Origin of the sequence: Methanobrevibacter arboriphilus JCM 13429 = DSM 1125 (assembly GCF_002072215.1) — an archaeon.
Taxonomy (GTDB): domain Archaea; phylum Methanobacteriota; class Methanobacteria; order Methanobacteriales; family Methanobacteriaceae; genus Methanobinarius; species Methanobinarius arboriphilicus.
On sequence record NZ_JXMW01000003.1, the window covers coordinates 73,109 to 88,336 of the forward strand.

The window sequence follows — 15,228 nt, forward strand, 5'->3', positions numbered from 1 at the left end:
ATAGAATTATTTTAATTATGGAATTATTTTAATTATAGAATTATAGTGATTATAAATTTATAGTGATTATATGGATTTATCAATAATAATTGTTAATTATAAGACTTATGAATTAACAAAAAATACAATTAATTCTGTTTTAGAAACAACAGAGTCATCTTATGAGATTTTCATAGTTGACAATAATTCTCAAGATGGGAGTTATGAAAAATTAAAATCTTATTTTTCTCATTTTTCAAATGAAGCTTCCAATGGAAAGATAAATTTTATAAATAATCCAACTAATCAAGGATTTGCTGCTGCTAATAACATAGCTATTAAAAAATCTAAAGGGGACTTCATTCTTCTTTTAAATTCTGATACTATTGTAAAAGATGGCTCAATCGATGATTGTTTAAAATTTATAAAAAGTCATAATGATGTTGGGGCTGTTGGTTGTAAGATTCTTTTACCTAATGGTGATTTAGATAAATCTTGTAAACGTAGTTTTCCAAATCCTAAAAATTCTTTTTACAAGCTTTTTGGTTTTAATAAGATTAAAAATTCTAATTCCGATGATTATAATTTAGATAATCTTGATGATAATGGGATTTATGAAGTAGATAGCTTGGTTGGAGCGTTTATGCTTGTTAGAAAGGTAGCTATAAATGAAGTAGGTCTTTTAGATGAAGATTATTTTATGTATGGTGAAGATATTGATTGGTGCTATAGAATAAAAAGTGCTGGTTGGAAAATTATATACTATGGAAAATCTGAAATTATCCATTATAAAGGTGCAAGTAGCAAAAAACAAAAATCTAAGCTAATATTTGAGTTTTATAGAGCTATGTATCTTTTTTATAATAAACATTATGATAAAAAATACTCTTTTTTTACTAAATTATCGGTATATTTAGGTATAATCTTTCTTTTAACGATTAAATTAGTGTTCAATGTTTTTAAGAAATGATGCTGATTTAATTTCTATAAATATTAAATAATTAGTATTCATAATTGTATTTATATAAATTTATTTAAATTACAATAATGATATAAATAATAGTGATTATATTATATAATTGTATAATTATTTAACATATTAAAATATTATAATTTATATTAGTTCATCTCCAATATACATTATATCTAATTTATATCAACATATTAATAGGGATATTATGATAAAACAAAACCAAAGACTTTTAAATGCTATATTAATTACAACTGACGCCTTAGTGGTTGTTTTAGCATTTATTGCTGCTTGGTTTTTAAGATTTAAAACAACTATTTTTGGACCTTTGGGAGGATTTCTTCCATTTGAAAATTATTTGTTACTTGCACTATTTATTATTCCATTGTATTTAATTTTTTACTATTTTTCAGGATTATATAAGCCTTTTAGAAACCAATCAAGTATAATATCTGAGGCTACAGAGATTTTTAAAGTCAATTTAATGGCATTTATAGTTTTAATTGCATTATTATTTATTATAGATGAACCTAACTATTCAAGAAAGTTAATTTTTGTCTTTGCCTCTTTTAGTACTGTTTTTGCTATAATTGAAAGAGCAATATTTAGATCTATATTAAAACATATTAGATCTAATGATAAAAATCTTAAACATATTTTAATCGTTGGGGATGGAGAGTTAGCTATTAAATTTGCTAAAAAAATCATATCTAAGAAATATTTAGGCTATTCTATTAGTGGATTTTTAGGTTCTCATCATAAAATTGGTCATGTAATTGATGGAACTAATGGGGCTTCTGTTATTGGATTAATAGGTGATTTAGATGATTTTTTAGCTAATAATCAATATGATAGGGTTATAATAGCTATTCCTCTTAAATATTATGATAATTTAACTAGATTGGTGGATATTTGTGAAAATCATGGTGTAAAAGCTGAGATAATTCCTGATTATTATAGATATTTCCCTGCAAAGCCTTCTGTAGATATGATTGATGAATTACCTATTATCAATATTCGTTATGTCCCTTTAGATGATGCTTTAAATAGATTCATGAAAAAAATTTCTGATATTGTGATATCTTTAATAGCTATTATTATAACTTCTCCAATAATGATTTTAACAGCTATTGCTATTAAGATAAGTTCTCCAGGCCCTATTATTTTTAAACAAGAAAGAATTGGTTATCAAAGAATGCCTTTTATGATGTACAAGTTTAGAAGTATGAAGGTACAGGATGAATCTGAAGAGAAATCCGAATGGACTACTGAAGATGATCCTAGAAAAACTCGAATTGGGGATTTTATTAGGAAAACTAGTATTGATGAATTGCCTCAGTTTTTCAATGTTTTAAAAGGTGAAATGAGTGTTGTTGGTCCTAGACCTGAAAGACCTTTTTTTGTAGAGAAGTTTAGAGATGAAATTCCAAAGTACATGGTAAAACATCAAGTTAGACCAGGACTCACTGGATTGGCTCAAATACATGGGTATAGAGGAAACACTTCTATTAAAAGGCGTATTGAGTATGATATTGAATATGTAGAAAATTGGTATTTTGGTTTAGATGTTTTAATTATGTGGAAAACAATTTTAAAAGGTAATAAGAATGCTTATTAAATTTTCTTTATTAATTTTTAATTTGTAAATTTTTTAATATTTTTTTAATTAGCTTTTTATTAATTTTTAATTAATTTTTTAATACTTTTAAATATTTTTTAATATTTTTTAATTATTTTTTACTATATTTTATATTGCTACAAGGTTATTGTATGATTATAATTTTTTAAAATAATTGTAATAATATTTATATAATAGTTATTACTATTCTTTTAATAGTAATACTAAATTACTGTTAATTATTATAATAGTTATGTTAATAAAAGTTATAATAAGTTTCAAATATTTTTTGAAATCTGTGAGATCTGAATATCAAAATATTATATAACAGGTTTTTTATAAAAATCTTTGAATTAAATATAAAAATCTTTAAGTTAAATAATATAATTATATTATTAATATAATTAAAAATTTATATGGAGTTTTATATTTATAAAAAAGAGCTTTTTGTTTATAAAAAGAGTATTATAGTTGTAAAAGAGTATTATAATTGTTAAAATTTAATATTTATTTTAAAATATTACTCCTCATTTGCTCTTGGAAAAAGTTCTAGATATATAAAAAAATAATTAATATTTAATTGTGAGGGTTTGGTATGGATAATGAAATAATAGAAGAATATAACAAAATCAAGGATAAAATCTCTGAAGAAGAATTTTTAGAGAAAATGAATGAAAAAAAGAAAGATTATAAGGATATAAGCTTTATGAGTGATGTTGACATTGCTCGGACTGTTGTAGGGGAATATATCAATGAAAAAAATGAACATAGGTCTGAAAGTCAAGAACATGCAATGGATAAAATATCTAAATTAGAATCTGGAGCTCAAAATTTAAGTGTAATTGGCAGAGTAATTGGTATTTCAAATCCAAAAATTTTCACAAGTCGTAAAGGGAAAGATGGAAAACTAGCTAATTTAAAAATAGCTGATGATACTGGAGAAATAAGGGTAGTTTTATGGACTGAAAACATAAAATTATTAAAAAATTTTAATGAAGGAGATATTATTCAAATAAATAGAGTTGATGTTAAAGATGGTTATCAATCTGGAACTAAAGAAATTCATTTACAGCCACGTTCAACAATAAATGTTTTAGATAGTAATGATTATCCTAATTTTCCAGAATATGAGGAAATAATAACTCCTATAGATGAAATTGCCCCAGATACTACTGTAAATATTATTGCAAGACTAATAAGAGTTCCTAAAATTAGAAGCTATGAAAAAAATGGAAAAGACGGTAAAGTAACTTCTTTAGAACTACAAGATGAAACTGGAAAAATTAGTTATACATTATGGAATAAAGATACTGGCTTAATAAACAGTTTGGATATTAAGGAAGGAGATTCTTTAAAAATATTAGGTGCTTCTGCTAGAGAAAGAAATGGTGAAGTATCTTTATCTCATTGGGATGGAAGAATAGTTAAAGGGGATTTTGAAGTTCCAGAATATGAGGATAAAATCTTAAAAATTGCTGAAGCTCAGGAAATGAAAGATGTGACCTTACTTGGGATTGTCACTAAAATTCAAGATACTATAGAATTTGATAGAGCTGATGGTTCTAAAGGGGCTGTTAAATCTATTGAGGTAGCTGATGATACAGGTTCTATCCGAGTAACTCTTTGGGGTGATGATACTAAATTAAACATCAATAAAGGAGATATTATTAAAATTACTGGTGGAAACATTGAATTTGATGAATATACTGAAACTGGTTATAGAGTTAATACTAATTGGAACACTCAAATAATAACTAACCCTGATGAAGATAATAGCTTAATCGATCTTTTAAAAGATTATCAATCAAAACTAGGACCAATTAAAGTTGAAGTTATTCAAGAAATTGAGGAAGATGGTGAAGAGGTTGATGTTCTTGGTAGAATTATAACCATGCATGATCCAAGAGAGTTTCAAAGAGATGATGGTACTACTGGTTTAGTTAGATCTGGAGATTTAGCTGATGAAACCGGTGTTGTTAGGTTATCTTTTTGGGATGAAAAAGCTCAAAATAATTTTGAACCTGGAAATGCTTTTTTAATTGAGAATGCAAGGACTCGGATGGGTCTTTATTCAGTTGAACTTAATATAGGAAAAACTGCAAGAATTATAAAATTAGATGAAGATGAAACTGGTGATTTACCTTCTTTTTCAGAACTTGAGGACATGATTTATATTCCTAAAAAAATCGATGAATTAGAAGAAGATGATTCTAATATAAGAGTTTTAGCAAGAGTTATTGATATTCAAGATGTGAATGAATTCCAGAGACAAGATGGAACTCCTGGATTAGTTAGAAATATTGAAATTGGTGATGATACTGGAATTATAAGAACTACTCTTTGGAATGAACAAGCAAATAATCCTTATGAAGTTGGAGATGCATTAAAAATTGAAAATCCGAGGGTAACTTTTAGAAATGATAATCTTGAGTTAAGTATTAGTAATAATACTAAAATAACTAAGGCAAAAGATGATGAATTAGATGAATTACCTTCTTTTGAAGAGTTGGAAGAAATTTTATATAGATCTAAAAACATTGTTGATTTAGAGGATGATGATAGAAATATTAAGATTCAGGGGGCACTGGGTGATACTTTTGGTAATAATATTCTTTCTGCTAGATGTCCTAGCTGTAGCAATAGGTTAGATCAAATTGATGATGAATATGTTTGTGATTATTGTGGAGAAGATGTTGAAAAGCCAAGATATCTTTTAATGATTCCTGCTAGGATTGAGGATGATACTGGAGAAATTTCTATTACTTTCTTTGGTAAATTAGCTGAAAAACTTCTTGGAATGACTACTGATGAAGCAGCAGAGATTGTTGAAGAAAGTGCTGATGAAGGTGTTTTAGAAGGAAAAGTTGAGAATTTAGCAGGGCTTAGTATTAAAATTATTGCTGATGTTAATTTTGATGAATATAATGAAGAAATTAGATTAAATCCTAAAAAAATTATTTCTACAGAATTATAGTAGCTGATTTAGTAATTTATCTTTAGAACTATTAAATTATGAAATTTATAAATGAATTATAAAAGCAAAAATTATATAAATAAAATATAAATAATATAGGGATGAGTATTATGGTAGAACTTGAAGATTTGCCCAGTGTTGGGGAAAAAACCGCACAAAAATTAAGAGACGCCGGTTTCGCTGATATGATGAGATTAGCTACGGCTACTGCAAAGGAATTAGCTGTAAAAGCAGAAATTGGAGAAGGTGTTGCTGAAAAAGTTATTGAAGCAGCTAGAAAAGCAGAATCTATTGACTTTGAAACTGCATACGATGTTATGGAAAGAAGACGTGATGTTGGAAGGATTACAGTTGGAAGTGAAGCTTTCAATGAATTAATTGGTGGAGGAATTGAAACTCAATCTATTACAGAAGTTTTTGGTGAGTTTGGGTCTGGTAAAAGTCAAATTTCTCACGAATTAGCTGTAACTGTTCAACTTCCAAGAGATCTTGGGGGGCTTGATGGAGAATGTGTTTTTATAGATACTGAGAATACTTTCCGTCCAGAAAGAATTGAACAAATTTCTGATGGTTTTGAACTTGATCATGAAGAGGTTTTACAAAAAATTCATATTGCTAGAGCTTTTAATTCTGCTCATCAGATTTTAATGGCAGATAAAATTAATGAATTGATTCAAAGTGGATCAAATATAAAATTAGTAATTGTTGATTCATTAATGGCTCATTTCAGAGCAGAATATGTAGGAAGAGAGTCATTAGCAACAAGACAACAAAAATTAAATCAACATTTGCACGCTCTTCAAAATATAGCTAATACTTACAATGTTGCTGTTTTCATTACTAATCAAGTTCAAGCAAGACCAGATGCTTTCTTTGGTAGCCCAACAAAAGCAATTGGAGGTCATGTTTTAGGTCATGCTTCTACTTATAGAATTTGGCTTAAAAAAGGTTTAGCTGGTAAAAGAATTGCTCGTTTAGTTGATTCTCCTCATTTACCAGAAGGCGAATGTGTATTTAAAATTACTAGTGATGGTATTGTTGATTAAGTTATTAATTTAACTTCTTTTTTATTTTAATTTTTTATTCTTTAATTTTTATTCATTTGATTTTTAATTGTTTAATATTTTCTTGTTTTTTCTTAATTGATTATCTTAATATTGACTTTGATTTATTTTTTATATTGACTTTGATTTAGATAATGCTTTAGTTTTATTAATGATGAAATAAAAAAATATTATTAATTAGAATAGAGTTTACCTGATAAAATTAAGAGATTACCGAATATATTTTTTATGAAAATTAAATTTCATAATTAAAAATGTTATAATCATATTTATTAAAATATTTTATAATCACATTTATTAAAGTGAAAACTATGTCTGAAGTAATGAGTACTATAATTGTTATTTTATTTTTGATTTTTTTGGGATATTTTCTTAAAAGAATTAATTTGCTTAATATTAAAGACATTGAAGTGTTGAATAAATTAGTTATTAATGTTGCAATGCCATGTCTTATTTTTTCTTCTTTATATTCTGCAAATTTATCTAATATTACAACCCTAGCTGTAATGCCCACAATTAGTATTACTGTAGGTGCAATTTCAGGGTTGATTGTTTATATTATCCTTAGAAAGAAAAATTTGCCTGAAAAAAAATTATGGGGGGCTATTGTACCTGTTGTTATTGGAAATACTGCTTTTTTAGGATTTCCAATGGTTTTAGGTGTTTTTGGCCAATCAGGTCTTTTAAGAGCAATTTTTTATGATATGGGTACTCTAATATTGTTCCTTTCTTTAAGCATAATATTGATTGCTAATTTTGGAGGTAATATTAAGGATGTGTTTAAAAGAATTCTAGGTTTTCCAGTTTTATGGGCGTTTATTTTGGGAATTACTTTTAATCTTTTAAATATTCCTATTGGAAATATACCTGCTAGTATAATTGGATATTTATCTGCAGCGGCTATTCCAATAATAATGATTTCATTAGGCCTTTCTCTCCAATTTAAAGGTCTTAAGAATAATTTGAAAATAGCTGGATTGGATGTCATTGTTAAACTTGTAATTGCTCCTATTATTGCTTTAACTATTGTGACTTTGTTAGGTTTGTCTAATATGGAATTTACAATAGCCATTGTGGAAGCTGGAATGCCATCTGGAATGTTGACAATGGTTTTGGCAGTTACTTACAATTTAGATTTTGGTATTTCTGCTGATTGTTCAGTTGTTACTACTGTTTTTAGTTTGATTACTTTACCTATCTTAATTGGGATTTTGCCTTTTATTACTGGCACTATATAAAATTATATTTTGTTTTAAAAGTTTACATAATTTTCTTTTTTTTTTAAAAAAATTTTCTCTTTTTTAATTTTTTATAATTATAATTAAAAGACTTTTTAACCATTTTTCACCGCTTCTAATTCCTTTTAATATTTTTTAGTTCTTTTCAATGGCTTAATTATTATTTTATTCTTTTTAATCCTTTTTTTATTTATTCTAATCAATTTAATTCAAATTCTTTTTATCATATATAAACTTTACTCAATAATAAAAATAGAAACCTTTATTTATTTAAATGGCATACATAACACTATCTAAGATTTTATAAATATTAATAAATTGAAATTATAAAAAATTAATTAATGATAAATTAGTCAATAATTTAAATATTAGTTAATAATTTTATTTAATAATTTAAAATATTTAGTATTAAACAATATTCTTTAAATTTAGTATAATTAATTATTGAAAAATTGATTATTAAAGGTTATTTAGGGCATTATAAAATATTAGATATCATCAACTTGTACAAGGTGATTATAAATGGCAGAAGAGAAGAGAGATATAGAAAATGAAGAGCCACGTATTGGAGTATATGTTTGCCACTGTGGTGTAAACATTGGTGGGGTCGTCGACGTCCCAGCAGTTGCCGAATATGCAAAAACACTCCCTAATGTGGTTATTGCAAAGGATTATAAATATTATTGTTCTGACCCAGGACAACAAGTAATTCAAGATGATATTAAAGAACATAATCTTAACAGAGTAGTTGTAGCTGCATGTTCTCCTAGGCTCCACGAACCTACATTTAGAAGATGTATTAGAGAAGCTGGATTAAACCAATTCTTGTTTGAGTTTGCTAACTTAAGAGAGCATGATTCTTGGGTACACATGGGTGAACCAGAAGCTGCTACTGAAAAAGCAAAAGATTTAACAAGAATGGCTGTAGCTAAAGCTAGACTTTTAGAACCTTTAGAAGCTTCTGTTGTGTCTGTGGATAATAAAGCTATGGTTATCGGTGGAGGAGTAGCTGGTATTCAATCTGCTCTTGATTTAGCTGATATGGGATTCCAAACTTATATGGTTGAAAAACAACCTACCATCGGTGGAAGAATGGGACAACTTGATAAAACTTTCCCAACACTTGATTGTTCAATGTGTATTCTTGCTCCTAAGATGGTGGATGTTGGTAAACACGAAAACATCGAACTTTTAACTTACTCTGAAGTAAGAGAAGTAGATGGTTATATTGGTAACTTTAAAGTAAAAGTTGAAAGAAAACCAAGATATATTGATGAAGAGCTTTGTGTCGGCTGTGGATCTTGTGTAGAAGTTTGTCCAATTGAAATGCCTAATTACTTCGATGAAGGTATTGGTATGGTCAAAGCTGCATTTATTCCATTCCCTCAAGCAGTACCTTTATGTGCTACTATCGACAAGGATTACTGTATTGAATGTAAACTCTGTGATCAAATATGTGAACGTGGAGCAGTTAAACATGACCAAGAATCTGAATTTATTGATTTAGAAGTAGGAACTATTATTGTAGCTACTGGTTATGATCCTTATGATCCTACAGAAAAACTTGAATATGGTTATGGTGCTCATACTAATGTAATTACTGCTATGGAAATTGAAAGGATGATTAATGCATCTGGTCCTACTGAAGGACATGTTATTAAACCATCTGATCATGAATCTCCAAAACGTGTTGCATTTATCCATTGTGTTGGTTCAAGAGATGATAAGATTGGTAAACCATATTGTTCAAGAGTATGTTGTATGTACTCTATGAAAAATGCTCAATTGATTATAGATCACGAACCAGATACTGATGTAACTCTTTATTACATGGATATCAGAGCTTTCGGTAAAGGATTTGAAGAGTTCTATAAAAACTCTCAAGAAAAATATGGTATTAAGTTCTTAAGAGGACGTCCTTCTGAAATTATCGAAAATGATGATTTAACTTTAACTGTAAGAGGGGAAGATACATTACTTAACACAGTAACTGAATATGATTATGATTTAGTTGTTTTAAGTGTTGGTCTTATACCTCCTGAAGGAGCAGAAGAGTTAAGACAAACTATTGGTTTATCTAAGAGTGGAGACGGTTTCTTAATGGAAGCTCACCCAAAACTCAGACCTGTTGATACTTTAACAGATGGTGTTTACTTAGCTGGTGTTTCACAAGGTCCTAAGGATATTCCTGATGCAGTTGCACAAGGTTCTGGTGCAGCAGCACGTGCAGCGATCCCTATGGTTAAAGGTGAAGTGGAAATTGAACCTATTATTGCTACTACTGATGTAGATGTCTGTGGAGCATGTGAAGTTTGTGTTGAACTTTGTCCATATGGTGCAGTAGCTATTGAAGATGATCAAGCAACTGTTAATGTTGCACTATGTAAAGGATGCGGTACTTGTGTAGCTGCATGTCCATCTGGAGCTATGGATCAAAATCATTTCAAAACTGACCAAATCATGGCACAAATTGAAGCTGCTCTTGAAGATGGTAAATAAACCTGGAGATTTATTCTCCATTTTTTATTTTTTTATTTATTTTTAAAATATTCAATTAAGAATTTATTTGTTTTTACTTTGTTTTTTTTTAGCTGTATTTGGCTATATTTAGCTATTTTTAACTATACTTAGTTATATCTAATTATATTTAACTTTTTTTAACTTTTTCAATTTTTTCAATTTTTTTATTTTATTTGTTTTTTATAATTTGACCTTATTTTTGAAATTTTTAAAACTATAAATAATTAGAAAATAATATAGAATAATTGTAATATGAAAATGTTATATTTATAAAAATCTTAACTAAAATATTTTGATATATCTTAATATTATAATATTTTAATATAAATAAAATATCTTAATATGATATATCTTAAAATTTATAAAATTATCATTTTGATAAATTACTAGTAAGTTTTATTATTAAATTTTTTATTATTAAATATAATTTCAAGAAGTATTAATTTTTAATATTCGTTATATAGGTGTATAAATGTTTGAAAATGAAAGTAATGTTACTGAAATTCAAAAATTGATGAAAGACCACAATGATTGGATGAAAAATAGTATAAATCTCATTGCTAGTGAAAATATAACTAGCTCTCAAGTACAATCTGCAATGGCTTCAGATCTTTCTCATAGGTATGCTGAAGGTAAATGTGGTGAAAGACTTTATGAAGGTTGTAAATACATTGATGATATTGAATCAATTACTATACGTCTTTCAAAAGAACTTTATAAAGCAGAACATGTAAACGTTCAACCAACATCTGGTGTTGTAGCTAATCTTGCAGCATTTTTTACTTTTTCAAAGCCAGGAGATTCTATAATGGCTCTCGAAGTTCCCGTAGGTGGACATATTAGTCATGCAAATGTAAGTGCTGCTGGTATAAGAGGTCTTAAAGTACATCAACATCCCTTTGATGAAAAATCCATGACTATTGATGTTGATGCAATGAATAAAAAGATTCTTGAAATAAAGCCTAAAATAATTCTTTTCGGTGGTAGCTTATTCCTTTTCCCTCATCCTGTTAAAGAAGCATACGAAGCTGCTCAAGAAGTTGGAGCTAAAATTATGTATGATGGTGCTCATGTTTTAGGTCTTATTGCTGGTGGAAAATTCCAAGATCCTCTTCGTGAAGGTGCTGATGTTTTGATGGGTAGTACTCATAAGACATTTCCTGGAACTCAAGGAGGTATTATTTTAACTAAAGAAGAATATGCTAAAAAAATTGATGAGGCAGTTTTCCCTGGTGTTGTTAGTAATCATCATCTTCATCATGTAGCTGGACTTGGAATAGCAACAGCTGAAATGCTTGAATTTGGCGAAGATTATGCTAGTCAAACTATTAAAAATGCTAAAGCTTTAGCTCAAGCTTTAAATGAATATGGTTTTAATGTTCTTTGTGAAGATCAAGGATTTACAGAATCTCATCAAGTAGGTTTTGATGTTTCTAATATTGGTAGAGCATCTATTTTAGCTAAAGATTTAGAATCTAATAATATTATTTTAAATAAAAATCTCCTTCCATGGGATGATGTTAATAGATCTGATGATCCTTCTGGTATTAGAGTGGGTACTCAAGAGATTACAAGAAGAGGCATGAAAGAATCTCAGATGTCTGATATAGCTGAATTTATAATGAGAGTTTGTATGGATAAAGTTTATGTTAAAGATGAAGTTAGTGAATTTATGAATGATTATACTAAAGTTCATTATGCTTTTGAAGAATCAGAAGCTTATAAATATATTCAATTCTAATTTTGATTTAGAAATAATTTATTATAGGAGTTAAAAATGCGTATTGGATGGGCAATAACTGGAGCTGGACATTTATTAGATGAAAGTGTTGCAGTAATGGAAGAGTTATCTAAGGATAATAAGATAACAGTTTTACTTTCAAATGCTGGAGAAGAAGTTCTAAATATGTACGGCCTCTTTGAAAGAGTTGCTGCTATTACAGGAGGATATTATAAAGAATTAGCTTTAGAAAGCGATCAAAGTTTTAGTTATCCTATTTCTGGACGTTTTTCTCTAGGAAAATATGATCTTTTAATTGTTTCTCCTACCACTTCTAATACTGTTGCTAAAATAGTTCATGGAATTTCTGATACTCTTGTTACAAATTCTGTTGCTCAAGCTGGAAAAGGTGGAGTTAAAACTATTATTATTCCAGTGGACATGGAAGAAGGTGATGTTGAAACAATTCTTCCATCTAAATTAGATCTTGAAAGCTGTGCAGATTGTGATGAGTGTGAAGCAGCTAAATCTTGTCCTCAAGATGCGATAATAGCTAAACAGGAAATTGATTTACTTAAATGTGTTGGATGTGGAGATTGTCAAGATTCATGCTCATTTAATGCTATAAAAGCTGGAAAATTAATAACTATTCATATGAGAGAAATAGACATTGAAAACACTCATAAATTGGTCTTAATGGAAGACATAGATGTTTTAAAACATCCTAATGAAATTGTTGAGTTTATATCTAATATATTATAATATACTTGATATAGGTATTATAGTTAATATATTAGCTAATATAGCTCTATTGTCTAAAAATATAATCAGTATAACTATTATAAACAATACAATTAATTATAACTAATATAATTAATAGAATTATTAGTATATAGGTGTTATCTAAAAATATAATCAATATATTTATTATATAAACTCACAAACAAAATCTAATTTATCCCCAATTTTTATTTTATATTTTTTAATACTTCCTTCTTTTAATTCTAAAATATAATGTGCTTTGTTTTTGGGGTTATAAAACTTCCAGGGTGAAATATGTGCTGTTTCTATAACTTTTTTTTCTTCATTTAAAAAAATGACATCAATATTTATTCGCATAAAGAATGTATGTATTGAAGAATAAATTTTAACATTAGAATTAGCTGTTTTTATAACAAGAATATATTCTAAATCTTTTTTAAACATCAATCCTTGGAATCTAGATAAAAAATCATTTGCAAATTTTATAGGACCTAAAACTATTTTTTCTTGGAGGTTCTTTTTTTCTTTTATTAAAATAGTTTTATTGTTTATCTAAATCACCTTCTATAAATTATCTTTTTATAGACTATTGCATTATTTGTCAATTTTTATATATAATTAATTTTTTATTATTCATCAATTTTATATTATTAATTGATTTTCATATTTAATCAACTTTCATATTATTAATTAACTTTTACTTTCCTATTATTAATTAAATTTTATATTACTAATCAATTTTTATACTATTCATAAATTTTTAATTAATATTTTCATTTTTCATTAATATTAAAAAATTTATAAAAGCTTTTAAGTATTGAAGTTAAATTAATTATTTACATGATATTATAATATTATATTTTATTATCTATCACATACTAAATCCTGTTATGTTATATATCTCATTATATTCTATATTTTATTATTAATTTTTATATTATTAATACTTATAATACTAACATTTATTTATTATCTTATCAAAAAGATAATATGGAAAGTTAAATTATATCTATATATACTATTTAAACTATTAAATCTTAAAATTTAAATCTTAAGGTTAATACTAAAATTAATACTAAAATTAAAAAATAGATTGATCTTTAATACTTTACTAAAATCTTATGTGAGGGTTTTTATGAGAAATATCATTGTTGAAAAGCTCAACCAAACACCAATAGAAAAATTAGACATTGAAATTGTAGAAAGGAAAGGAATTGGTCATCCTGACAGTATTAGTGATGGAATTGCAGAGTCTGTAAGTCGAGCTCTTTGTAAACTTTATATGGATGAATTTGGAGGAGTACTCCACCATAATACTGATGAAGTTCAAATAACTGCTGGTGAATCGAATCCTATTTTTGGTGGAGGAGATATAATTAAACCTATTGATTTCCTTCTTACAGGTCGTGGAGTTTCTGAATATGAAGGTAAAAAGTTACCAGTTGATGTTGTAGCTATTGATGCTGCTAAAGCTTATTTAGATGAATATATTCCTAATCTTGAAGTAGAATCTCATGCTGTAGTTGAATGTAAAATAGGACATGGTTCAGGAGACCTTGTCGATGTGTTTAAACGAGATGGTGCACCTTCTTCTAATGATACTTCTTTTGGTGTAGGTTATGCTCCATTTTCAGAAGTTGAAACTATAGTCTTAGCTATTGAAGAATTATTAAATTCTAAAGCTTTTACAAAGAAAAATCCTGCTGTTGGTGAAGATATTAAAGTTATGGGCCTTCGTGATAATGATAAAATTACTTTGACTATTGCATGTGCTATGGTCTCAAAATATGTTGCTGACCGTGAAGAATATATATCTGTCCGTGAAGGCTTGAAAGATGTAGCTTTTGATATAGCTAGCCAAGTTACAGATAGGGAGATTGAAGTATTTGTAAATACTGCTGATAATGATAATGCTAAGGGTGAAGAAGGTTATTATTTAACAGTTACTGGAACTTCTGCTGAAATGGGTGATGATGGTTCTGTTGGTAGAGGTAATAGGGCTAATGGTCTTATAACTCCTAATAGACCAATGTCTATGGAAGCAACTTCTGGTAAAAATCCTATAAATCATGTTGGTAAAATTTATAATATTTTATCTAATGAAATGGCTAATGATATAGCTAACCATGTTGAAGGAATAAAACAGATTAATATAATGATTTTAAGTCAAATTGGCAAACCTATTGATCAACCTAAGGCTGCAACTTCTCAAATAATTCTTGAAGATGGATATAAAATGGATGATGTTAGTAAAAAAGTTGCTTCTGTCATGGATAGTTGGCTTGAAAATATATCAACTATAACCGAAAACGTTGTAAAAGGCAAAGCAAGAACATTTTAAGAATATTGTTTAATTAAATTGTAGGTTACAAAGATAATCTAC

At 27.5% G+C, this 15,228-nt stretch carries 10 protein-coding genes; 9 read left to right on the forward strand and 1 reads right to left on the reverse strand.

All coding sequences use genetic code 11. The annotated features are described in order from the left end of the window. The first annotated feature begins 70 nt into the window (after positions 1–70). The 8 genes from MBBAR_RS02120 to MBBAR_RS02155 all read left to right on the forward strand — a co-directional run bounded on the left by MBBAR_RS02120 (position 71) and on the right by MBBAR_RS02155 (position 12,845). Positions 71–949, forward strand: coding sequence for a glycosyltransferase family 2 protein (locus MBBAR_RS02120; protein WP_080459635.1), 879 nt, complete (start codon positions 71–73; stop codon positions 947–949). A 208-nt stretch (positions 950–1,157) separates the two neighbouring features. Then, positions 1,158–2,567, forward strand: a complete 1,410-nt coding sequence (locus MBBAR_RS02125) for an undecaprenyl-phosphate glucose phosphotransferase (protein WP_080459636.1) — start codon at positions 1,158–1,160, stop codon at positions 2,565–2,567. 595 nt (positions 2,568–3,162) lie between these two features. Next, positions 3,163–5,541 carry an OB-fold nucleic acid binding domain-containing protein gene (locus MBBAR_RS02130; protein ID WP_080459637.1) on the forward strand — a complete coding sequence of 793 codons (2,379 nt, stop codon included), beginning with the start codon at positions 3,163–3,165 and terminating at the stop codon, positions 5,539–5,541. 110 nt (positions 5,542–5,651) lie between these two features. Next, positions 5,652–6,587, forward strand: a complete 936-nt coding sequence (radA, locus tag MBBAR_RS02135) for a DNA repair and recombination protein RadA (RefSeq protein ID WP_080459638.1) — start codon at positions 5,652–5,654, stop codon at positions 6,585–6,587. Between the two features lie 329 nt (positions 6,588–6,916). Next, complete coding sequence (locus MBBAR_RS02140; protein WP_080459639.1) at positions 6,917–7,843, forward strand: AEC family transporter; 927 nt, start codon at positions 6,917–6,919, stop codon at positions 7,841–7,843. A gap of 522 nt (positions 7,844–8,365) precedes the next feature. After that, a complete protein-coding gene (locus tag MBBAR_RS02145) occupies positions 8,366–10,342 on the forward strand; it encodes a CoB--CoM heterodisulfide reductase iron-sulfur subunit A family protein (protein WP_080459640.1) in 1,977 nt (658 codons plus the stop codon). A gap of 493 nt (positions 10,343–10,835) precedes the next feature. Then, positions 10,836–12,104 (forward strand): serine hydroxymethyltransferase, encoded by a 1,269-nt coding sequence (gene glyA / locus MBBAR_RS02150; RefSeq protein WP_080459641.1) that lies wholly within the window; start codon positions 10,836–10,838, stop codon positions 12,102–12,104. 36 nt (positions 12,105–12,140) lie between these two features. Continuing rightward, entirely contained in the window at positions 12,141–12,845 is a 705-nt protein-coding gene (locus MBBAR_RS02155) for a dihydromethanopterin reductase (acceptor) (protein WP_080459642.1), read from the forward strand. 165 nt (positions 12,846–13,010) lie between these two features. On the opposite strand, the gene MBBAR_RS02160 is transcribed toward MBBAR_RS02155, so the two are convergent. Next, positions 13,011–13,397 carry a DUF192 domain-containing protein gene (locus MBBAR_RS02160; RefSeq protein WP_346218170.1) on the reverse strand — a complete coding sequence of 129 codons (387 nt, stop codon included), beginning with the start codon at positions 13,395–13,397 and terminating at the stop codon, positions 13,011–13,013. Positions 13,398–13,980: 583 nt separating this feature from the next. Between MBBAR_RS02160 and MBBAR_RS02165 the strand changes: the two genes are divergently transcribed. Next, a complete protein-coding gene (locus MBBAR_RS02165; protein WP_080459644.1) occupies positions 13,981–15,186 on the forward strand; it encodes a methionine adenosyltransferase in 1,206 nt (401 codons plus the stop codon). The last annotated feature ends 42 nt before the right edge of the window (positions 15,187–15,228 follow it).